The 21,483-nt window shown below is 73.3% G+C and carries 13 protein-coding genes and 1 pseudogene; 9 read left to right on the top strand and 5 right to left on the bottom strand.

Features of this window, described 5'->3' with window-relative positions:
* Positions 1 to 89 precede the first annotated feature (89 nt).
* The gene (locus ACZ407_RS22775) at positions 90 to 806 is read left to right on the top strand and encodes a beta-glucanase (protein WP_468131111.1); all 717 of its coding nucleotides are present in this window, start codon (positions 90 to 92) and stop codon (positions 804 to 806) included.
* 201 nt (positions 807 to 1,007) lie between these two features.
* On the opposite strand, the pseudogene ACZ407_RS22770 reads toward ACZ407_RS22775, so the two are convergent.
* Positions 1,008 to 1,697: pseudogene (locus tag ACZ407_RS22770) on the bottom strand (VanW family protein); the annotation flags it as partial.
* 695 nt (positions 1,698 to 2,392) lie between these two features.
* Between ACZ407_RS22770 and ACZ407_RS22765 the strand changes: the two are divergent.
* Positions 2,393 to 3,124, top strand: a complete 732-nt coding sequence (locus tag ACZ407_RS22765) for a DJ-1/PfpI family protein (RefSeq protein WP_468130996.1) — start codon at positions 2,393 to 2,395, stop codon at positions 3,122 to 3,124.
* Positions 3,125 to 3,160: 36 nt separating this feature from the next.
* Here the strand turns inward: ACZ407_RS22765 and ACZ407_RS22760 are convergent, their stop codons facing one another.
* Positions 3,161 to 4,555: an MFS transporter gene (locus ACZ407_RS22760; RefSeq protein ID WP_468130994.1), complete on the bottom strand. Its 1,395-nt coding sequence runs from the start codon at positions 4,553 to 4,555 to the stop codon at positions 3,161 to 3,163.
* A 130-nt stretch (positions 4,556 to 4,685) separates the two neighbouring features.
* Between ACZ407_RS22760 and ACZ407_RS22755 the strand changes: the two genes are divergently transcribed.
* Together ACZ407_RS22755 and ACZ407_RS22750 are read left to right on the top strand one after the other, a co-directional pair.
* Entirely contained in the window at positions 4,686 to 5,687 is a 1,002-nt protein-coding gene (locus ACZ407_RS22755) for an ArsR/SmtB family transcription factor (RefSeq protein WP_468130992.1), read from the top strand.
* Positions 5,688 to 6,033: 346 nt separating this feature from the next.
* Positions 6,034 to 7,371, top strand: coding sequence for an NAD(P)/FAD-dependent oxidoreductase (locus ACZ407_RS22750; protein WP_468130990.1), 1,338 nt, complete (start codon positions 6,034 to 6,036; stop codon positions 7,369 to 7,371).
* Between the two features lie 41 nt (positions 7,372 to 7,412).
* Here ACZ407_RS22750 and ACZ407_RS22745 read toward each other — a convergent pair whose 3' ends face one another.
* The gene (locus ACZ407_RS22745; protein WP_468130988.1) at positions 7,413 to 8,483 is read right to left on the bottom strand and encodes a LysR family transcriptional regulator; all 1,071 of its coding nucleotides are present in this window, start codon (positions 8,481 to 8,483) and stop codon (positions 7,413 to 7,415) included.
* Between the two features lie 233 nt (positions 8,484 to 8,716).
* Positions 8,717 to 10,471, bottom strand: coding sequence for an ABC transporter substrate-binding protein (locus ACZ407_RS22740; protein WP_468130986.1), 1,755 nt, complete (start codon positions 10,469 to 10,471; stop codon positions 8,717 to 8,719).
* Between the two features lie 207 nt (positions 10,472 to 10,678).
* Here ACZ407_RS22740 and ACZ407_RS22735 point away from each other — a divergent pair, with 207 nt between their 5' ends.
* Complete coding sequence (locus ACZ407_RS22735) at positions 10,679 to 11,944, top strand: alpha/beta fold hydrolase (protein WP_468130984.1); 1,266 nt, start codon at positions 10,679 to 10,681, stop codon at positions 11,942 to 11,944.
* 38 nt (positions 11,945 to 11,982) lie between these two features.
* Positions 11,983 to 13,161 (top strand): M6 family metalloprotease domain-containing protein, encoded by a 1,179-nt coding sequence (locus tag ACZ407_RS22730; protein WP_468130982.1) that lies wholly within the window; start codon positions 11,983 to 11,985, stop codon positions 13,159 to 13,161.
* A gap of 87 nt (positions 13,162 to 13,248) precedes the next feature.
* Here the strand turns inward: ACZ407_RS22730 and ACZ407_RS22725 are convergent, their stop codons facing one another.
* The gene (locus ACZ407_RS22725; RefSeq protein ID WP_468130980.1) at positions 13,249 to 14,424 is read right to left on the bottom strand and encodes a magnesium and cobalt transport protein CorA; all 1,176 of its coding nucleotides are present in this window, start codon (positions 14,422 to 14,424) and stop codon (positions 13,249 to 13,251) included.
* 362 nt (positions 14,425 to 14,786) lie between these two features.
* On the opposite strand from ACZ407_RS22725, the gene ACZ407_RS22720 reads away from it, so the two are divergent.
* The 3 genes from ACZ407_RS22720 to ACZ407_RS22710 form a co-directional block, all read left to right on the top strand.
* Positions 14,787 to 16,016 carry a winged helix DNA-binding domain-containing protein gene (locus ACZ407_RS22720; RefSeq protein ID WP_468130978.1) on the top strand — a complete coding sequence of 410 codons (1,230 nt, stop codon included), beginning with the start codon at positions 14,787 to 14,789 and terminating at the stop codon, positions 16,014 to 16,016.
* A 248-nt stretch (positions 16,017 to 16,264) separates the two neighbouring features.
* Positions 16,265 to 17,806 carry an AMP-binding protein gene (locus ACZ407_RS22715; RefSeq protein WP_468130976.1) on the top strand — a complete coding sequence of 514 codons (1,542 nt, stop codon included), beginning with the start codon at positions 16,265 to 16,267 and terminating at the stop codon, positions 17,804 to 17,806.
* A gap of 146 nt (positions 17,807 to 17,952) precedes the next feature.
* Positions 17,953 to 21,483 (top strand): SpaA isopeptide-forming pilin-related protein (locus tag ACZ407_RS22710; RefSeq protein WP_468130974.1); only part of this gene is annotated, 3,531 nt, incomplete at its 3' end.

Here is a 21,483-nt window from a genome sequence, read left to right as displayed (position 1 = left end):
GTATGGTCCGCTCCGGACCCGGGCAGAACCCGCCGGGGAACCCCCACCTGCACCGGGAGGAGCGGCCGTTGCCCACTTTCCTCATCGACATCAAACGCCGCCTGAGGCTCGGCGCCGCCGCCCAGGACGGGCCGCCGGACTTCGAGGCCGACTTCCGCTCGGCGGCCCAGTGGGTCGCCGGGCGCTCCTGGGCGTATCCGGACGGCGGCCCGGTCAACCCGGGCGACAACAAGCTCGACCACCTCGTCGCCGACCCCGCGTACAGCCGCAGCGGGGTCTTCCGCGCCACGCCCCGGCCCGACGGCAACTGGGACACCGGCCTGCTCACCACCGAGGGCAGTGACGAGGGGTTCATGGTGCGCTCCGGGGACACCCTGGAGGCGCGGGTCCGGCTGCCCGAGCAGGTCGGCGCCTGGCCGGCGATCTGGACCTGGCGCGACGGCGGCAACGAGATCGACGTCTTCGAGTACCACCCCGACAATCCCGACCTGCTGGAGCTCTCCAACCACGTACGCGAGGCCCACCGGTACCACCGGGACCCGGTCGTGCGGCCCGGCGGCTGGGTGGACCTCAGGGTGGAGTTCGGCGCCCGCTCGGTGGTGTGGTGGCTCGACGGCGCCCGCGTCTTCGCCGACCGCCGCGGGGTCGGCCGCCGCTGGTCCGCGTACCTGATCGTCAACCTGTCGGTCTGCGCGGGCCGCTACCATCCCGCGCCCGGCCCGGACGTCACCGAGATGAGCTTCGAGGTGGCCTGGCTGCGGGTCTGGCGCGGGCGGTCGGGCGGCGGCTGGTGGCCCCTGCCGTAGGGGCGGGCGGGGCCCCCGGGATCAGGCTCAGGCTCAGGCGGTGCGGCCGGAGGAGGCGCCGGGGCCCGGGGACTGCGGGGCGGGGGCGCCGCCCGGGGTCCCGGTTCCGGGGGCCGCCGGGGTGCCGTGCGTACCGCTGGCGCCGGGGGTGCCGTTCGTACGGCCGGTGCCGGGGGTGTCGTTCGTGCCGGGCGTGGCCGACGGGGACGGCTTCTCCGGTACGCAGACCACCTCGTCGCGCGGGGTGTAGTGGGTGCGGAAGGATTCCCGGCCCACCTCGCGGCCCCCGCGTTCGAGTACGCGGTCCACGGTCACGTCGAAGCCCTCGTACGGGGTCTGGGCCTCGCACCCGGTGGCGGGCAGCTCCCGGGTGACCGGCTGCGTGACGTTCGTACGCGGCCCCTTGACCGCGCGGACCGCGTCGTACTGCCGGGTGCCGTACAGGGAGACGGTCACCGAGTGGTCGGTGGACTTCGCCCGGACGTAGACGGGGTGGCCGGAGTCGTTCAGCCAGCGCAGGTCCAGGGTGCCCCAGGCGACGGTGGCCTCGCGGCCCTCGGGGTAGCGCTCGATGTAGAAGGAGTGCGCCCCGTGCTCCAGGGGCTTGAGCCCGGCGAAGAAGACCGCGTTGTACATGGTCGTGGCCACGGCGGAGACCCCGCCGCCGGGGGACTTCACGTACCGGCCGTCGTTGATCATGATCCCGTCGACGAACCCGTTCTCCGGGGTCCGCTCGCCCACGGTGCCGTTGAAGCTCCAGGTCGCGCCCGGGGCGACGGTGGAGCCGTTGATCAGCTCCACCGCCCGCCGGACGTTCGCGGTGCGGTAGGGCGCGGGCGGGAACTTCACGGTGAAGGAGGAGAGCCGCTCCTCGGCCCCGCTCCGCACCGCCTCGGCGGGGGCCTTCCCTCCGGCGTCGGGCGACACGGCCCCGGCGGCGAACGCGGCCGTACCGGGCACGGCCCCCAGACACAACACGGCGGTCACGCCTGCGGCAGGCAGAACGGTGCGGGTCCAGCGGGGCAGTCGCATGTCTCTCCCGATCACGGTTGTCGACGGAGGCGGCCGGACGCGGATCGCCCGAACGGATCAATCATTCCCTCTTTTCGCCTAAAACGGACAAACATGTGTCATTTCCCACGCGCCACAGGCGGCCCCGCCAGGCCCGCCCGCAACCCGGCCCAGAGCGCCGAAGCCGGGCGCACACCTTCAGCCCGCCCGGGCAAAACCCCGCGAGGCCCGCGACGGGCTGCACGTCCGGGCTGGCGGGGCAGTATCCAGCCCCGCCGGCGTTTGAGGCGCGGGGTCCGGGGCGGAGCCCCGAAACCGGGGACGGGTCGCACCTTTCAGGACGGCGGGGGCAAATCCCGGCCGGTGGCGCGCTGCACGTCCGGGCTGGCGGGGGCGAACCCAGGCCCGTGACGGGCTGCGCGTCCGGGCTGGCGGGGCAGTATCCAGCCCCGCTGGCGTTTGAGGCGCGGGGTCCGGGGCGGAGCCCCGAAAACACGGGCGCCGGGAACCCGCGGAGCGCACCGCCCGACCGCCTGTGCGAACGGCAACCGACCCGCCGACCACACGGGGACACCATGAACCGCAGGGCCCTCCTCCGCACGACCACCGCCTTCGGCGCAGCCGCCACCCTCGCCGCCACGGCGAGCACCCCCGCGGCCGCGGCCGCACCGCCCCCGCCCGCCGACACCCCCTTCCGCGTCCACATCGCGCTCTTCGACGGCGTCGAGGAACTCGACTTCGCCGCCCCGTACGAGGTCTTCGGCGCAGCCGGCCTCTTCACCCCCCGCCCCGTCGAGGTCCGCTACGTCTCGGCCTCCGGCGCCCGCTCCGTCACCGCCGCGTACGGGACCTCCGTACGCGGTGTCCGCCCCTGGGCCCCCGCCGAGGCCGACCTGCTCGTGGTGCCCGGCGGCGGCTACGCCCGGCGCGACAGCCCCGGCGTCCGGGCCGAGATCGACCGCGGCACCCTGCCGCGGGCCCTGGCCGCGGCCGTCCGGCCGGGGCTCACCATCAGCGCCGTGTGCACCGGGACCATGCTCCTGTCCGCCGCGGGCCTCACCCGGGGCCGCCCCTGCACCACGCACCACAAGGCCCGGCCCGACCTGGAACAGCAGGGCGGGGTCCTGAAGAACGCGCGGGTCGTGGACGACGGCGACCTCGTGACCGCCGGCGGCATCACCTCCGGCCTGGACCTGGCCCTGTGGCTCACCCGCCGCGAACTCGGCCCGGACGTCACCGGCAACCTGGAGGCCATGCTCGAATACGAGACCCGCGGCACCCCCTGGACCTCCCGGCCCCTCACCTGACCGAAGCCCCCGGGCCCCGGACCCAAGCCCTTCCCCCTACCCCCGGCCGCGGGTCCGCTCGGCCCACCGCGCGGCCGGGGGCAGGGCGCAGGCGGCGGTCGCCAGCACCGCCGCCAGCAGGCACCAGCCCACCGTGCCGTACGGCAGGACCAGGGCGGTCAGCAGTACAGGACCGGCGGCGGCAGCGGCCGAGATCCCGAGCTGGAAGACACCCTGGTAAGCACCCATCGCGGCGCCCGGCGCGAGGTCGTACCCGAGGGTCCAGCTCCCCGCCTGGGACAGGACCTCGCCCAGGGTCAGCAGGGTGACGGCCGCCGTCATCGCCAGCGCCGCCGCCCACGGTCCGCCGTACGCGGCGAGCGCCGCCGCGGGGGCGCAGGCCGCCACCAGCAGCCCGCCGCTGCGGAACGCCCGCGCGGCACCGGCGAGTTCGTCCGTACGCCGGGTGGCGCGGACCTGCAAGGCGACCACCAGCACGGTGTTGAGCATGAGCAACGGGCCCACCAGCGCGGGCGGCGCCTGCGTGTGCTCCACCAGCCAGAGCGGGAAGGCCACTTCGATGATCACGTACAGCATGTTCACGACGGCGTTGAGCCCGGTGACCACGAGGTAGGGGACATCACGCAGCGCCGCACCGAACGGCACCGGGGCCCGCCCCGGCTCTCCCCCCGGCGCCGCCGCCCCCGCCGCGCCCGCCGCCTCCGGGCGTACGGACACCCCGCGCAGCGACACCGCCGCGGCCAGGTACACCAGCGCCGTGCCCGCCATGGCCCCGGCGTACGCCCCCGGGGTGTCCCACAGGAGCACGAGCGCGCCCAGCCCGGCCCCGGCGCCGATCCCGCAGTTCAGCACCACGCGCAGCAGCCCGAGTCCGGCCCCGCGCCCCTCGGTGGGCAGGACCTGGACGTACAGGGTGGCGCGCACGGCGCCCGAGCCCCGCTCGGCGGCCACGTAGGCGCAGGTCAGGAGGAGGAACGCCGGGTACGAGGAGACCCCGGTGTACAGGGCCAGGCAGGCGCCCTGGGCCAGCAGCAGGCCCGCCATCACCGGTCGGCTGCCGTACAGATCGGCCAGCCGTCCGGCGGGCAGCGAGGACAGCACCCCGCAGATGCCCGCGGCGGTGAGCGCCAGGCCCGCCGAAGAGGCGGAGAAGCCCAGGCCCCGGGTGAACCAGAGGAGGGCCACGGTCAGGTACAGGCCCTTGCCGAGGGAGGCGAGGGCGGTCATGAGGGCCAGCCGACGCACAGCGGGTCCGGCCGGTCCGGCGGGTGCTGCGGGTGCGGCCGGTCCGGCGGGTGCGGCCGGTCCGGCCGGTCCGGCCGGTCGGGCCGGTCCGCGCGGGGTGCCGGCGGGCGGGGCGCCGGCGGCGGCCGACGGGCTCGTGGCAGGGGTGGCCGACGCGGCGGTGGTCGAGGGGTTCGTGGAGGTCATGGGCCGACCTCACCGCCTGTCCGGATCCCGCAGAATTCTTTTAGCCTGGGACTGAAACCATCCGGCGGCCGCCGGCGCAGCCCGGCCGGCCCGCACGGCCCCTCCCCGGCACCCCGACCCGTGAAGCCGAATGATCCGCTTCCGCCTGGCCCTGGCCGACCTGGCCACCACCTCCTTCGCGTACTCCCCGCTCCAGGAGGCGGTCCTCAGCCTGCGCATGTGGACCGGCCACGCCGCCCGGTTCCCCGCCCTGGTCCCCGTGTTCCGGGAACTGCGCCCGGCGTACGAGGGACTCGGCCGCCCCGTCACCGAGCTGCTCGGCGCACTCGTCGCCCGCCGCCGCTACTGGGTCCCCGACGTGCTCACCCCCCGCCCGGCCGGCCCCGCCCCGGACATCCGCGAGGAACTCTCCGTCCTGCGCGCCCTCGACCCGGCCCTCCTCGGCCCCGACCTGGACCGCACCTTCCGGCCCCTGGGCGAGCCCGTGCCCGCCCTCCTCGCCCGCGGACTGGACCGGCCCGAGCGGCTGCTGGCCGAGATCGCCGACGCGATCGAGGCGTACTGGGACGACTGCCTGGCCCCGGCCTTCTGGCCGCGGGCCCGCTCGGTCCTGCACGCGGACCTCGTCCACCGCTCCCGGGTCCTGTCGGAACGCGGAGCCGGCGCGCTCTTCGGCGGGCTGAGCCCCCAGCTCTCCTGGGCGGACGGCGTGGTCTCGCTGGTGTCCCACGGCCCCGGGTACGCCGACCCCGACGTGATCCCCGTCGACGGACGCGGCCTCCTGCTCACCCCGAGCTGCTTCACGGACGGGGTGGCCACCACCCTCGCCCTCGACGCCCCGCCCCAGATCGTCTATGCCGCCCGGGGCGCGGCCACCCTCGCCGAGAGCACGCCGCCCGCCGCGTCCACCGCACTCGAACGGCTGGTCGGCACCCCCCGCGCCCGCCTGCTGACCCTGCTGGCGGCCCCGGCCTCGACCACCGAGCTGGCCCGCCGCCTCGGCGTGACCCCCGGCGCCGTGAGCCAGCACCTCTCGGTCCTCACCGACGCCGGCCTCACCGCCCGGGCCCGCCACGGCCGCCTGGTCCTGTACCGCCTGACCCCGCTGGGCGAGGCCCTCGTACAGGGCTGATCCGCCTTCTTGATCCGCGACAGCTTCCGCGGGGCGGTGGAGAGCGAGTCCGCCGGTGCTGGTGCCGGTGCTGGTGCCAGTGCCGGTGCCGGTGCTGGTGCCGGTGCGAGCGTCCGCGTCGGTGACGACAGGCTGGGGGCCGGCTGGCGGCAGGGCACCATCCTCATCGGCGCCTTCGCCGTCCGCCTGGCGGCGACCGACCGAGCGCCGGGCGGCTTCGGCCGGTACGGGGCGGGTGCCGCGCGTGTCCGCCGGGCCCTTGACAACCGGCCAGTAACTGCACTGCAGTTGGTGTGCGCCACCCCCACCCCGACCGGCACCCACACCCGAAGGCGGCGATCAGCGCATGACCAGCCCCGAGCGCGACGCGGGACACGAGCGCCAGGACGGCCCGCGCGCCGCCGAGCGCGGCAGCCCGTACGACGTGGTCGTGTGCGGGGCCAGCCTCGCGGGGAGCGCCGCGGCGATCCTGCTCGCCCGCCGAGGACTTCGCGTCGCCCTCCTGGAACGCCACGCGGACCCCGACGCGTACAAGGCGCTCTGCACCCACGCGATCCAGCCCGGTGCGCACCCCGTGCTGGCCGAGCTCGGCCTCGTGCCCGCCCTCGAAGAGGCCGGAGCCGTCCTCAAAGGGGCGCGCTGGTACACCCGTTGGGGATGGATCGAACCGCGGCCCGGACCTGCGGGCGCCGAGCTGCAGTACGCGTACAACATCCGGCGCAGCGTCCTCGACCCGATGATCAGGTCCCGTGCGGCGCAGACCCCGGGAGTGGACCTGCTCCTCGGCCACCGGGTGACCGGACTGCTGCGGGAGGGCGGCCGGACGGCCGGGGTGCGTGCGTCCGCGCCCGGGGGCGAGCGCGAGTTCCGGGCCCGCCTGGTGGTCGGCGCCGACGGCAAGGACTCGGCCGTGGCCAAGCACGCGGGAGTGACCGGGCGGGTGCACGAGAACGCGCGGTTCGCCTACCTCGCGCAGTTCCGCAACCTCCCGCTGCACCAGGGCGTCACCCACACCTGGTTCCTCGAACCCGACATGGCGTACGCGTTCCCGAACGACGGCGGGGTGACGGTCGTCGCGGTGGTCCCGGACAAGGCACGGCTGCCGGCCTTCCGCAAGGACCTGGAGGGCAGCTTCCGCGCGTTCGTCCGGGCCCTGCCGCAGGCGCCGCCCATCGACGCCGCCGAGCGCATCACGAAGATCACCGGCTTCGTCGACTACCCCCTCCACAGCCGCAGGCCGGTCGCCCCGGGCCTCGCTCTCATCGGGGACGCCGCCCTGACCGGGGACCCGCTGTGGGGAGTCGGGTGCGGGTGGGCCCTGGAGTCCGCGCACTGGTTGACCGAGGCGGTCGCCGAGGCCGCCGCCGGGCGGGGCGACCTCTACCGGTCGCTCGCCGCGTACGCCCGCAGACACCGGCGCCGACTGCTCGGCCACCAGCACCTGGCCGCCGACTTCGCCAAGGCCCGCCCGTTCAACCGTCTGGAACGGCTCATGTTCTCGGCGGCGGCGCGCGACGCGTCGGTCGCCCGGCACATGCACCGCTTCGCCTCCCGGCTGATCAGCCCGGTGCAGTTCCTGAACCCGGTGGTGGTGGCCAGGGCCACGGCCGTCAACCTCCGACACCGCGGGAGGAAGGGCGGGGGCGCGGGCGGCGCCGGGGTGGGGGCCGGTCGCGCGGGCTGATCTCGGCCGGCCGGTCGGCGGAGGCCCCCTGGGACCGGGACCTACCGCCGGCCTTGTCGGAACTGGGCGTCCGGGTCGAGGAGAAGACCGTCCCCGAAGCCTTGCTGTCCGGCCGCGCGGGACGACCCGCGTGTTTCGAGGGCCGTCCCTACCGGTAGCCGGGCCGCATCCGGGTGGCGTTGCCGCCAGCGCGCGTAGACCGGGCTGGCGGCGCAGGTGTCCAGGTATCCGGCCGCCACCGTGCGCAGGATGTCGTTGCCATGGGCGGCGAGGGGGCCGTCACGGTGCCAGGCGAGGACGTGGCGGTACCAGAGCGGGTTGCTCGTGAGGGGGCGGACGGTGACGCCGGGGGCTTCCGAGAAGGTGGCCTGGCAGAGGCTGACGGCCAGGCCGGCCCGGACCAGCTCCACCAGCTGGCGCCCCTCGGCCTCGTACGGGGCGGAGGGGCGGCGGCCGGACAGCGCGCACACGGAGGACCAGTACTCGCGGGTGCGGTCGCCGTCGGGCCGGGGCATCGCCCAGTCGTGATCGGCGAGTTCGGTCAGGGAGACGGCCTCCCGGCCGACCAGGGGGTGGGTCGCGGGCAGCAGGGCGAAGACGGGTTCGGTGACCAGCGGAGTGAGGATCACGCCGTCGCGCGGCGGCAGGACCTGCTCCGGGTGGTCGCCGAGGACCGCCGCCTCCAGGCGGCAGGCGGCGAGGTCGTCCAGGAGCGTGACGGGGGAGTAGTGGCACCGTGATGTCACCTCGGCCCCGGGCAGGAACTTCCGTACGGCCAGGACGAGATGGCCGAGCAGGGGAGCGCCGACCGATCCGACACGGACCCGGTCGGGGGATGCCACGTGGCGGGCCGCGCGGGCGGTGTCGGCAAGGAGCGCGTCGATGCCCGGCAGGACGGCGCGGGCCCGGGCCAGCACCAGTTCACCGAAGGCCGTGGGGGTGGCTCCGGCCCGCCGCCGGTCGAAGAGGGCGCCGCCCAACATCGTCTCGATGCGCCGCAATTGCGTGCTGAGGCCCGGCTGGGTCATGGACAGCGCGGCGGCGGCCCGGGTGAGGCTGCCGGCCTCGGCGATCGCGCACACCACCCGCAGGTGCCGTACCTCCAGTTCCATGCCGCGCATGGTAGGGAGCGGCGACGGCTTTCGGACAGGAGGCGGCTCCCGTTAATCTTATGTGAAATGTCACACATCACTTGGGGGGATGTGCGTCCACGAGACCCTCCACCGGCTGGAAGCGTCGCACGGGCTGGGGGCTGGGGGCTGGGGGCTGGGGGCTGGGGGCTGGGGGCTGGGGGCTGCCAGCTGCAGGCCGCGGGCGGCCCTGGGCGCCGCGGCGCGAGGCGAGGTCAACTGCCGCTCTTCGCAGGGTCCTTGAGCCCGATCGTGGCGTAGTCGAGCTGGCCTCCGAAGGACGTGTGGCCGAAGGCTCCGGCGATGTTGTTGCCGAGCAGCAAGGGCATGCGTTCGATGACGGTGGGCGCCGTCGGGGCCTTGGCGAGGATCTCTCCGTCCAGCTGCCGCCAGGCCTGGTCGGCCTGCGCCGTGTCCGTCATGGCGGCGATCTCGTCCATCCGCTTCATCGTCGCGTCGTCGCGGAAGAGCGAGTGATTGCCGGAGTTCCCCTTCTCCTTGATGTAGCGGCCGTCGAAGACGAAGGGGAGGAACGTGGAGCCGGAGGGGTAGTCGGGGCACCAGCCGGTGTAGACGAGGTCGGTGCGGGTCTTGGTGTCACCGATGGTGTCGTAGAAGGCCGACGGGTCGACGGAGTCGATGGTGACCTTGATCCCCGCCCGGCCCAGGGACTGCTGTATCGCCTCGGCAACACCCTTGTCGCCGCTGGAGACGGTGACCCGGGTGGTGATCCCGTCCGGCCTGCCGGCCTCCTTCAGGAGCTGTTTCGCCTTCTCCACGTCACCGGAGGCCGGAATCCCCAGCGTGTCGGGCTGCTTGCCGCCGTGAAGCGAGCCGGGCATGAGCGCGGTGGCGAGGTCGTTGAGTGCCGGGCCGCCGGAGGCGGTCAGCACCGCTTCGCGATCCAGGGCGTACTGCACGGCCTGCCGGACCTTGACGTCGTCGAAGGGGGCGCGGCCGGTGTGCATCTGCACCATCTCGGTGCAGTTGGTGGACTCGGCCAGCAGCCGCGCCCTGACGTCGGCCTTGGTGAGCACCTTGGGGGTGCTCTCCGGGCGCAGCCTGCCCCAGGAGACGGCGGAGGCGTCCCCGCCCTCCGAGGCGATGAGCCGGTCGTCGATCTGGTTGGCCCTCAGTCCCATCACCACGACCAGCTTGTCCGGGTACGCCTTGCGCACCCCGTCCGTCGCCCGGTCCCAGTGGGGGTTGCGCACCAGCACGAGCCGCTTGTCCCGGTCGTACGACTCGATTCTGTACGGTCCGGAGGAGAACGGGCGGCTGTCGTACCGGGGGCCCTCGTCCCGGGTCCTGGGCACCGGGGCGAAGGTGGGCAGGACGGTGATGTGGGGGAACTCCGCGAAGGGCGTGCGGAGTTCGAAGACGATCGTGTGGTCGTCGGGGGTCTTCACGGAGTCGAGGTGCTTGCCCTCGGCCGGGCCCCGGTAGCCTTCGGCCCCGGCCAGGTAGCGGGCCGCGTAATCCGGTCCGCCGGGCAGTTCGGGGGAGAAGGACCGCTCCACGTTGTACTTGATGTCCTGGGCGGTGATCGGGGTGCCGTCCTCGTACTTGAGACCCTTCTTGAGCCTGAAGGTCCAGGTCTTGGCGCCGTTGGAGGAGACGCCGAGGTCCTCGGCGAGGTCGGCGGTCAACTCCCCGCCCTTCACGCCGGGTTCCGCCGTGTACGTCACCAGGGTGCGGTAGAGCAGCCGCGTGCCGAAGTCCATGTCGCCGATCACCCAGTTGCGTGCCGGGTCGAGGTGGGCGAAGTCCTGGCCGGACAGGACGGTCAGGGTGCCGCCCCGCTGCGGGGTGCCGCCGACCGCGGCCCCTTTGTTGGCGAGTGCGGGGTTCTGCCTGCCCTCGCCCTGCCGACTGCCGCCGGAGTGGCTGCCGTTGGAGCAGCCGGCCATGGTGAGTGTGACGGTCGCCGCCAGGGCGGCGGCGACGGCGTGGAGAGTGCGCTTGTTCATCGGGTCGCTCCGTGAGCAGTGGGGCAGCCTGGGGCAGGCTGGAATGTGACACGTAACATAGTTATGTGAAATGGCACTCACAATTGTCGTGTTCCCATAGCGCGGAGTTATGGGCAAGTGAGGGCTCCACGGTGACCGGTCGGCCGGGCCATGCTGCCGTGCAATGTCACACCCGACTGTGCGGCCGTGCGGCCGTGAAAGGGACCCATGAACCCCGCGTACGCGACCGTCGACCATGTCTTCACCGTCCCCCTGGACCACGCGGCCCCGCACGGCCCGACCCTTCAGGTCTTCGCCCGGGAGGTCGCCGATCCGGGCCGGGCGGGCGAGCAACTGCCCTGGCTGCTCTACCTCCAGGGCGGACCCGGCGGCAAATCGCCGCGCCCGTCCGCCGGCTTGCCCGGCTGGCTGCCCGAGGCGCTCAAGACCCACCGGGTGCTCCTCCTCGATCAGCGCGGCACAGGCCGCTCCGCCCCCGTCAACGCCCGGGTGGCCTCCCGCTTCTCCTCGCCTGCCCGACTGGCCGACCATCTCGGCCACTTCCGGGCCGACTCGATCGTCGCGGACGCCGAACTGATCCGCCGGCGGCTGTGCGGCGACGAGCAATGGGAGACCCTCGGCCAGAGCTACGGCGGCTTCATCACCCTCACGTATCTCTCCCGGGCCCCCGAAGGCCTGCGGGCGTGCTACGTGACCGGCGGCCTCCCCGGCCTCTCGGCCACCGCCGACGACGTGTACGCCCGCACCTACCCCCGGGTGCGGGACCGCGTCCTCGACTTCTACGCCCGCTACCCCGACGACGCCGACCGGCTGCGGAAGATCGCCCGACTCCTGTACGTCACCGATGTCCGCCTGCCCGACGGGGACCGGCTCACCTCCCGCCGCCTGCGCACGCTCGGCCTCGCCCTCGGCATGGGCGACGGCTTCGAGCGGATCCACTGGCTGCTCGACGAAGCCCTCGACGAGGAGGGCGAGTTGACCGACACCTTCCTGTACCAGGTGATGACGCTGACCGGCTTCACCGACAACCCGCTCTTCGCCGTCATGCAGGAGACCCTGTACGGCCAGGGCGTGGGCCCGACCCGCTGGGCGGCGTCCAGGGCCATGGCGGCCTTCCCCGGGTTCGCGGAGGACGCCGACCCCTTCCTGCTCACCGGGGAGATGATCTACCCCTGGATGTTCCGCGAGATCAGAGGGCTGCGCCCCTTCGCCGCCGCCGCCGATCTGCTCGCCGAGCGCCCCGACTGGCCCCCGCTGTACGACCCTCGCCGCCTCGCCGCCAACAGGGTCCCGCTGGCCGCGCTCGTCTACCACGACGACATGTACGTGGACGCCGGGCTCTCCCTGCGCACGGCGCGCGAGGTCGGCGCCACCCGGGTGTGGATCACCAACGAATGGGAACACGACGGCGTCACCGCCTCCGGCGGCCGCGTGCTGTCCCGCCTGATGGCCCTGGCCGCGGGCCGCGCGTAGTACCTCGTACCCCTCAACCTGCCTCCGATGGGAGAGACATGGCCACCCCGCCCCGCCGCCTGCGAGCCCTCGCCGCAGCGGTCACCCTCATCCCCTGCCTGTCCGCCCCCGCCGCGGCCGCCACCCCCGGCCCGCCGGCCCCCACCACCCAGTGCGCACTCCCCGGCCGGACCGGCTGGACCGACGAGGGGCACGACACCGACCGGGCCCAGTTCCAGCCCGCCACCGGAACCCGCCGCGTCCTGACGCTGTACGTGGACTTCCCCGACGCCCCGGCCACCGACTCGACCGACCCGTACGCGGCTCAACTCGCCCCGGCCGCCGCCTGGATGAGCCGCGCGAGCTACGGCCGTCTGCGACTGGAGAACACGCCACTGCCCCGATGGATCCGGATGCCCGCCGAATCCACCTCCTACGGCTTCACCCGCGGCCTCACCTTCGAAGCTCACGAGAAGTACCTCCGCGACGCGATCGCGGCCGCCGACCCGTACGCGGACCTCTCCCGCTACGACATGGTGTACGTCGTCCCCACCAGGACGGCGACGGCCATCCCCTTCTCCCCGACCTACCTCTACGACCCGGCGACGCCCGGCATCACCGCCGACGGGACCCGCCTGAAGTGGGCCGTCACCTTCGGACAGGACATGTGGCGCTGGGGCCACAAGGTCGCGGCCCACGAGACCGCCCACACCTTCGGCCTGCCCGACCTGTACTCCTTCACCGGCCCCACCCACCAGTACGTGGGCGGCTGGGACCTCATGGGCAACATCGCCGGCCACGCCCCCCAGTACCTGGGCTGGCACTCCTGGAAGCTCGGCTGGACCCGCGACGCCCAGGTCGCCTGCCTGCCCGCGTCCGGTCGCCGCACGGTACGGCTCACCCCGGTGGAAGTGCCGGGCGGAACCAAGATCGCCGTGCTGCGGACCGGGGAGACGACGGCGTACGTGGCGGAGTCCCGCCGCCCCGCGGGCAACGACGCGTCGGCCTGCTCCACCGGCGTCCTCATCTACAAGGTCGACTCCGCCGTCCCGACCGGCGAGGGCCCGGTGCGGATCATGCCCCCGCACCCGACCGCCACCCCGCCCACCGGCTGCACCCCCCTGGACCTGGCCGCACACGCACCCGGACAGAGCTTCACCGACCCCACGACCGGCGTCCGCATCGACGTCCTCGCGGGCGACCGGACGGGAGACACGGTGCGGCTGAGCAAGGAGTGACCCGGTCCGGGCCCGGTCGGCGTTCGGAGGCCACTTCCTCTGACGCGCCGCAGCGTCGGCGGGCCGGCCGAGCGGGATACGAGAAGTTCAGAGCCAGTCCCGCTTCTTGAAGATGACGTACAGGCTCGTGCAGACCACTGCCATCAGCAGGATCGCGAAGGGGTAGCCGCCCGCCCACTTGAGTTCCGGCATGTCCTCGAAGTTCATGCCGTAGATGGTGCCGACCAGGGTGGGGGCGAAGAGGATGGCGGCCCACGAGGAGATCTTCTTGATTTCCTCGTTCTGTTCGAAGCCGGCTTCGGCGAGGGCTCGCATTTCGGCGTTTTGCTGTTGGGTGACCAGGGTGGCGTTGACGGTGAGGATTTCGGTGAGGGCCTGGCGGAAGCCGTCTACGCGTTCGCTGGTGTGGGTGACGTGGTCGGCCACGTCGCGCAGGTAGCGCTGGAGTTCCTCGTCGGTGCCGTACTTGGCGAAGCCGGCCATGAGGCCGTGGAGCATGCCGACCAGGGGACGGGTGGCGCGCTGGAACTCGACCATTTCGCGGGAGAGTTCGTAGATGCGGCGGGAGACCTCAGGGTCGCCGCGGAAGACCTCGGTCTCGATCTCGTCGATGTCGATCTGGACGCCCTCGACCACGGGTGCGTAGCCGTCGACCACCGCGTCGAGGATGGCGTACAGGACGGCCTCGGGGCCCAGGGCGAGGAGTTCCGGGCTCTCCTCCATGCGGCTGCGGACCGCCGAGAGGTCGGGGGCCGCGGCGTGCCGGACGGTGATCAGGAAGTCCGGGCCGACGAAGACGTGGAGTTCGCCGAAGTCGACCTCTTCCGGGGCGTCCAGGTAGCGGGCCGCGCGCAGGACCACGAAGAGGGTGTCTCCGTAGCGTTCCAGCTTCGGCCGCTGGTGGGCTTCCAGCGCGTCTTCGATGGCGAGCGGGTGCAGGTTGAACTCGGCGGCCAGGGAGTGGAGTTCGGACTCGGTCGGGCGGTGCAGCCCGATCCAGGCCATGCCGTCCTCCTGCTCGCGCAGCCGGCGGAACGTCTCGGCGAGGGTGGCGGGGGAGGCCACCCGCCGGCCGTCCCGGTAGAGGGCGGCCTCCACCACGCTGCGGTGCTCGGCTTCCGGTGCCGTGGGCCGGTGTACGGGGCCCGCCGGGGGTGCGGGGGCAGGGGGCGGGGCGGGGGAGCCGGACGCGGGGGTGCCGGGGCGGCGCCATGCGTGCTTCCTGGGCATGGGCGCGGGGCGGCGGCCTCGGCTTTCCGGCATCGCGGGTTCAGCTCCGAACGGTGTCGTGCGGGCGCCGAACGGCGCCTTGCGGACTCCGAGCAGGATATACGGGCGAATGGGGCTTCTGTGTGGTGTGCATGCTGCGGCCGGTCGGTGTGGGGCTCCCCGGGGGCCTTGGGGCCTTGGGGGGCTGGGGGCGGGCCTCTGTGACCGTGCGGGGGTGCCGGTGGATTCCGGGGGTGCGCGGTCGAGGGGCGGGCTGTGCCCGGGCGGGGCTGGGGCGATGGCCGGGCGGGGGTGGGAGCTTGGCCGGGGCCGGTCCGGGCCGGGGAGTGGGGCCGGGGAATCGGGTGGTGGATTGCGGACGGAAATTGTCCGCAAGTGGGGTTAGCGTGGCCGTCATGGACACCCGGACGAATACCGTGCTCAGCCGCCGCGCGCTGGGGCGCGCGACCCTCTCCCGGCAGCTGCTCCTGGAGCGTGCCGCGCTGTCCGCCGAGGACGTGGTGACCCACCTGCTGGGGCTCCAGGCGCAGAACGTGAAACCGCCGTACTTCCAGCTGTGGTCCCGGATCGAGGGGTTCCGGCCGGAGGAGCTGTCGGGGCTGATGGAGTCGCGCCGGGTGGTGCGCATGGTGACCATGCGCTCCACCATCCACACCCACACCGTCGAGGACGCCGCCCGGCTGCGCCCGCTGGTGCAGCCGGCGCGCGACCGGGAGATCCAGTACTTCAGGAAGGGGCTGGACGGGGTCGATCTGGAGCGGCTGGCGCGGATCGGCCGGGAGCTGGTCGAGGCGGAGCCCCGGACGATGGGCCAGCTGCGGGAAGAGCTGGCCAAGGAGTGGCCGGCCGCCGATCCGCAGTCGCTGGCGGTGGCCGCGCGGTGCAGCCTTCCGCTGGTGCAGGTCACCCCGCGGGGGCTGTGGGGCCGGTCGGGGCAGGTCAGGCTGACGACCCTGGAGAGCTGGACGCCCGGGATGGGGGAGCGGGCGGGTGCGGGTGCGGGGGCCGGGGCGAAGGCGGGTGCGGGGGGATCGGGCGGGGAGGCCGCCCCGCCCGACGAGGCCGCCCGGCTCGACGAGACCGTGTTGCGGTACCTGGGGGCCTTCGGGCCCGCTTCCGTCAAGGACATGCAGACCTGGGCCGGGCTCACCCGCCTGCGGGCGGCCTTCGAACGGCTGCGGCCGCAGCTGCTGGTCTTCCGCGACGAGGAGGGCGTAGAGCTCTTCGACCTGCCCGGCGCGCCGCGCCCCGATGCGGACACGCCCGCGCCGGCCCGCTTCCTGCCCGAGTTCGACAACCTGCTCCTGTCCCACGCCGACCGCACCCGCGTGATCCCTCCCGAGACCAAGGCGCGGATCTGGCGCGGCAACCAGGCCCACTGCACCTTCCTCCTCGACGGACAGCTGGCCGGGATCTGGCGTCTGGACCGGGAGAAGGCCGGGAACGGCGGGGCGGCCGGGGCGCGAGGGCAGGCCGGGGACGGAGGGCGGGCCGAGCTCGTCGTCGAGGCGTTCGGGACCCTTTCGCGGGTGCAGCGCGAGGAGCTGGTGGAGGAGGGGGAGCGGATGCTGCGGGAGATGACCGACGCCGAGCAGCACTCCGTACGCTTCGGTCCCCTCGCCTGAGCGTCAGCGGCCCCGGGCTGAACGCCCGGGGTCGGGGCCGGGGGCCGGGGCCGGCGGCCGGGGGCCGGGGGCCAGCGGCCGGCGGCCGGGGAGCTGCCCACCCCCAGATCCCACCCACCCACCCCCCCGTCAATCAACGGCTGACGCACCCCTGGTGACGAACCGTTCGGAAGCGGCACGATGCTCACGATCAGCACCGCGCCCCGGGCACGGTCGGGGTGGGTGGCGTAGGCGAAGAGGAGTGAGCAATGCGGGTTCCCATGACCGTCACGGATTTCCTCGACCGGGCGGAGCTGGGGTTCTCTACGAGCCCGGGCGTGGTCGACGAACCCGACCAGCCCGCCGTGCCGGTGCCGGTCTCGACGTACGGGCGGCTCGGTGAGCGGGTCCGGGCCTGGCAGGCGGGCCTGGACGCGCTCGGGGTCGGCGAGGGCGAGCGGGTGGCAGTGGTCAGCCACAACTCGGCCCGGATGCTGGAGCTGCTGTTCGCCGTGCCGATGAGCGGCCGGATCTGCGTGCCCGTGAACTTCCGGCTCAAGCCGGAGGAGGTGGAGTACGTGGTCCGGCAGAGCGGGGCATCCGTACTCCTCGTCGATCCGGAGCTCGACGCCGCGCTGTCCGGGGTGACCGCCCGCCACCGCTTCGTGCTCGGTGCGCAGACCGAGGCCGAGGTGATGCGCTTCGGGGTGGAGCCGCGGCCCTGGTCGCGGCCGGACGAGGACGCGACGGCGACGATCAACTACACCTCGGGTACGACGGCCCGCCCCAAGGGGGTCCGGCTCACGCACCGCAACATCTGGGTGAACGGCCTCACCTTCGGGCTCCACACCCGGGTGTGGGAGCAGGACGTGTACATGCACACCCTGCCGATGTTCCACTGCAACGGCTGGGGCATGCCGTACGTCATGGCCGGCCTGGGCGTGAAGCAGGTCGTGCTGCGCAAGGTGGACGGGGCGGAGATCCTGCGCCGGGTGGAGGAGCACGGGGTCACCCTGATGTGCGGGGCGCCGGCGGTGTGGAACACGGTGCTGGACGCGGCGGCCTCATGGGAGGGCGAGATCCCGGGCCGCGACCGGGTGCGGATCGTCTGCGCGGGCGCCCCGCCGCCGAGCCGGACCATCCAGCGGGTGGGCGAGGAGCTCGGCTGGGAGTTCACGCAGATCTACGGCCTGACGGAGACCTCCCCGCTGCTCACCTTCAACCGGACCCGGCCCGAGGACGCGGAGCTGCCGGCGGAGGAGCGGGCGCGGAAGCTGTCGCGCGCCGGGCTGCCCGCCCTCGGCGTGAAGCTGCGGGTCTCCCGCTCGGGCGAGGTCCTGGCCCGGTCGAACGTGGTCCTCGACGGCTACTGGGAGAAGCCGGAGGAGACGGCGGCGGTGCTGGAGGACGGCTGGTTCCACACGGGCGACGGCGGCACGCTCGACCCGGCGGACGGTCACCTCACGATCTCGGACCGGAAGAAGGACGTGATCATCACGGGCGGGGAGAACGTGTCGTCCATCGAGGTCGAGGACACGATCTTCAGCCACCCGGCGGTCGCCGAGGTCGCGGTGATCGGCGTACCCGACGAGAAGTGGGGGGAGACGATCAAGGCTCTGGTGGTCCTCGTGGAGGGGGCGACCGCCCAGGAGGCGGACATCATCGCCCACTGCAAGGAGCGGATGGCCGGCTACAAGGCGCCGACGACGGTCGAGTTCCGCGCGGCGATCCCGCGCACGGCCACCGGCAAGATCCAGAAGTTCAAGCTGCGGGAACCGTACTGGACGGGGCTGAACCGGCAGGTCAACTGAGGCCGGGTCGAGCAGAGCCGCCCCCCCCGGCATCCGGGTTGTTCCGTTAGCGCGTGTGGGTGGGTCCTTCCGCACGTCTGGCCGAGGGGGCGGCACCCTCGCCGTGATGCTGAGCGCACCTATCAGCTGATCATGGAACGAGGGTCATGCGTGCTGCTCTGAGGGCTCCCGGGCGCGGGAGCCCACGATGGCTCGGAGGCGGCCTCGCGGCGCTGCTCGCGCTGCCGTCCCTGGCAGGATTGCCGGCCGTCCTCACCCTCCCGGCCGCCGCCGCGGCGCGGGCCGAGGGCTCCGTCACCGTCACCGTCGTACGCGACGTCGACTCGGACGGCAGTTGGACACCGGCCCTGGAGGTCGGCGAGGAAGGCATTCCGGTGTCGCTCACCGACGCCTCGGGCCGCACCGGTGAGGGGGTCACCGGCGCCGACGGCCGGGTGGTGCTCTCCCCGGCGGCCCTCGGGCTGACCGGCGGCCGCTACCGGGTCGAGGCGCGGATCCCCGCGGCCAAGTCCTTCCTGCGGCCCGCGCAGGCGGGCGGACCCGCGCCCGCACTCTCCTCGCTGGTCGAGTTCGTCGACGTGACGAGCGCGGACGCCGAGGTGCTCACCGCCGTCCACAACCCCGCCGACTACTGCCAGGCCAATCCCGAACTCGCCACGCCCTGCTACCACCAGAGCGCGCCCGGCCAGGTGGGGACGAAGGCGCTGGTCTCCTGGCCGTACGACCGTACGGGCGACACGCCGCCGCCGAACGACGAGAGCACCTTCGAGGCGATCGGGGCCACGTACGGCCTCGCGCACCGGCGGGACACCGACCAGCTCTTCGTCGGCGCGCTGACCAAGCGCCTGATGCCGTACGGTCCGGCCGGCTCCGGCGGCATCTACGTCGTGGACCGCGCGACCCACACGACCTCGGTGTTCGCCACCCTGCCCGACGCCGGGAGCGCCGCGCACGCGGCGGACCTCACCCGCGACTCGATGGAGATCAACAACGCCGTCGGCAAGGAGGCCCTCGGCGACCTCGACCTCGGCGACGACGGGCGGACCCTGTACGCGGTGGGCCTGAAGGCCAAGAGCCTGTACGTGTACGACACCCAGAACGCCGGCAACGGGCGGCCCCCCGCCACCCCGAAGGCCGTCGTCCCGATCGCCGACCCCGGCTGCCCCAGCGGGGCGGACGACTGGCGGCCCTTCGGCCTCGGGGTGCACGACGGGGCGGTGTATGCGGGCGGTACGTGCAGCGCCGAGTCCTCGCAGAAGGACGAGGACCTGCGCGCGTACGTGCTCAAGCTGAACGCCGCCGGCACCGGCTTCGACACCGTCCTCAGCCACGACCTCGCCTTCGAACGCGGCATGGGCTACGCGTCGGTGAACGGCGACACGCACTGGCGGCACTGGCTGCGCACCTGGGACCCGTTCGCCTGGTTCAGCCAGGCCAACTTCCCGCAGCCGCTGCTCAGCGACATCGTCTTCGACCGCGACGGCTCCATGATGCTCGGCTTCCGGGACCGCCTGGGCGACCAGGCCGGATACGAGGCGCTGGCGCCCGAGGGCAGCACGGACACCGCGCAGCGCTCGCTGTTCCCCGCGATGGGCGACCTGATCCGGGTCTGCAAGACGGCCGGCGGGTGGGTGTGGGACAGCGAGTCCGCCGACTGCCCGAACCACTTCGTGCCGGGCAGCGCCCCGCCGCAGCAGGACACCGTCAAGGAGTACTACTACGCCGACTCCACGCTGGGGCAGCTGGCGGAGTCGCTCCAGGGCGGCCTGGCCTTCGCGCCGCGCTTCACCAAGACCGTGTCCACGATCGTGGACCCGCTGACGATCTTCTCGGGCGGTGTCCGCAAGTTCGACAACGCGACGGGCGCGGGCTCGGACGACTACCAGGTGGACGGCGGCACCGGTTCCTTCGGGAAGGCCAACGGCCTCGGCGACCTGGAACTCCTGTGTGACGAGGCGCCGGTGCAGATCGGCAACCGGGTCTGGTTCGACCGCAACCGCGACGGCATCCAGGGGGCGGACGAGGAGCCGCTGCCGGGGGTGACGGTCACGCTGAAGGACCGCAGCGGCGCAGTCCTCCAGACCACGCGCACCGACGAGCGCGGCGAGTACTACTTCCAGGTCGATCCGCGTACGGCGTACCAGATCACCTTCAACGCGGCCACGGCCGACACCTCGGGCCTCCCCGAGACCCCCGCGGCGGCCGACCTCCTGCCGACGGCGAAGGAGCAGGGCACCAACCGCTCGATCGACTCCAACCCGGACCCCGCGACCCAGACCGAAACCCTGACCACGGGCGGCGCGGGCGAGAACGACCACACCCACGACGCGGGCTACTACATCCGCCCCGCGACGGGCACGGTCTCGATCCTCAAACTGATCGCGGGCACGGAACGCCCCCTGTCCGGGGCGGTCTTCCAGTTGTGGCGTGAGTCGAACGGGCAGCGGGGCCTCCAGCCGACGGACACGAAGGTCGGCGACCCCTGCACGACGGGTGCGGACGGTACGTGTTCCACGGCCGACCTGCCGCTGGGCACGTACTACTGGGAGGAGACGGCTGCTCCGCCCGGGTACCAACTTCCGTCTCCGGCGGTGTTCGGCCCGTTGGAGCTGACCGCGGAGAACGCCGAGCGGGGTGTGTCCACGCAGGCGGAGAACGATCCGGTCGTGGGCCGGGTCTCGGTGGTGAAGCGCATCGCGGGCACGGAACGCCCCCTGTCCGGGGCGGTCTTCCAGCTGTGGCTCGAGTCGAACGGGCAACGGGGTCTTCAGCCGACGGACACCAAGATCGGCGACCCTTGCACGACGGGCGCGGACGGTACGTGCGCGGCCCTGGGCGTGCTCCCGGGTACGTACTACTGGGAGGAGACGGCTGCTCCTCCCGGGTACCGGTTGCCGTCTCCGGCGGTGTTCGGGCCGTTGGAGCTGACTGCGGAGAACGCCGAGCGGGGTGTGTCGGTCGATGCCGACAACGAGCCGATCCTCGGGCGGGTGTCCGTGGTGAAGCGCATCGCGGGCACGGAGCGGGTGCTGTCCGGTGCCGTGTTCCAGTTGTGGCGTGAGTCGAACGGCCAGCGGGGTCTTCAGCCGACGGACACGAAGGTCGGCGATCCCTGCACGACGGGTGCGGACGGCACGTGTGCCACGGCCGACCTGCCGCTGGGTACGTACTACTGGGAGGAGACGGCTGCTCCTGCCGGGTACCGGTTGCCGTCTCCGGCGGTGTTCGGGCCGTTGGAGCTGACCGCGGAGAACGCCGAGCGGGGTGTGTCGGTCGATGCCGACAACGAGCCGATCCTCGGACGGGTCTCGGTGGTGAAGCGGATTGCGGGCACGGAGCGGGTGCTGTCCGGTGCCGTGTTCCAGTTGTGGCGTGAGTCGAATGGTCAGCGGGGTCTTCAGCCGACGGACACGAAGGTCGGCGACCCTTGCACGACGGGTGTGGACGGTACGTGTTCCACGGCCGGGCTGGCGCTGGGTACGTACTACTGGGAGGAGACGGCTGCTCCGCCCGGCTACCGGCTGCCGTCTCCGGCGGTGTTCGGGCCGTTGGAGCTGACTGCGGAGAACGCCGAGCGGGGTGTGGGGGTCGTGGCGGAGAACGCGCCGGTCCTCGGCCGGGTCTCGGTGGTGAAGCGGATTGCGGGCACGGAGCGCCCGCTGTCCGGTGCCGTGTTC

The sequence above is a fragment of the Streptomyces sp. NPDC030809 genome (genome assembly GCF_055572195.1).
This window is presented reverse-complemented; position numbering and strand designations above follow the sequence as displayed.

Coding starts and splice junctions, on each gene's coding strand:
- ACZ407_RS22765 (WP_468130996.1), top strand. CDS start 2,393: ATGAACCGCAGGGCCCTCCTCCGCACGACCACCGCCTTCGGCGCAGCC.
- ACZ407_RS22760 (WP_468130994.1), bottom strand. CDS start 4,555: ATGACCTCCACGAACCCCTCGACCACCGCCGCGTCGGCCACCCCTGCC.
- ACZ407_RS22755 (WP_468130992.1), top strand. CDS start 4,686: ATGATCCGCTTCCGCCTGGCCCTGGCCGACCTGGCCACCACCTCCTTC.
- ACZ407_RS22750 (WP_468130990.1), top strand. CDS start 6,034: ATGACCAGCCCCGAGCGCGACGCGGGACACGAGCGCCAGGACGGCCCG.
- ACZ407_RS22745 (WP_468130988.1), bottom strand. CDS start 8,483: ATGGAACTGGAGGTACGGCACCTGCGGGTGGTGTGCGCGATCGCCGAG.
- ACZ407_RS22740 (WP_468130986.1), bottom strand. CDS start 10,471: ATGAACAAGCGCACTCTCCACGCCGTCGCCGCCGCCCTGGCGGCGACC.
- ACZ407_RS22735 (WP_468130984.1), top strand. CDS start 10,679: ATGAACCCCGCGTACGCGACCGTCGACCATGTCTTCACCGTCCCCCTG.
- ACZ407_RS22730 (WP_468130982.1), top strand. CDS start 11,983: ATGGCCACCCCGCCCCGCCGCCTGCGAGCCCTCGCCGCAGCGGTCACC.
- ACZ407_RS22725 (WP_468130980.1), bottom strand. CDS start 14,424: ATGCCGGAAAGCCGAGGCCGCCGCCCCGCGCCCATGCCCAGGAAGCAC.
- ACZ407_RS22720 (WP_468130978.1), top strand. CDS start 14,787: ATGGACACCCGGACGAATACCGTGCTCAGCCGCCGCGCGCTGGGGCGC.
- ACZ407_RS22715 (WP_468130976.1), top strand. CDS start 16,265: ATGCGGGTTCCCATGACCGTCACGGATTTCCTCGACCGGGCGGAGCTG.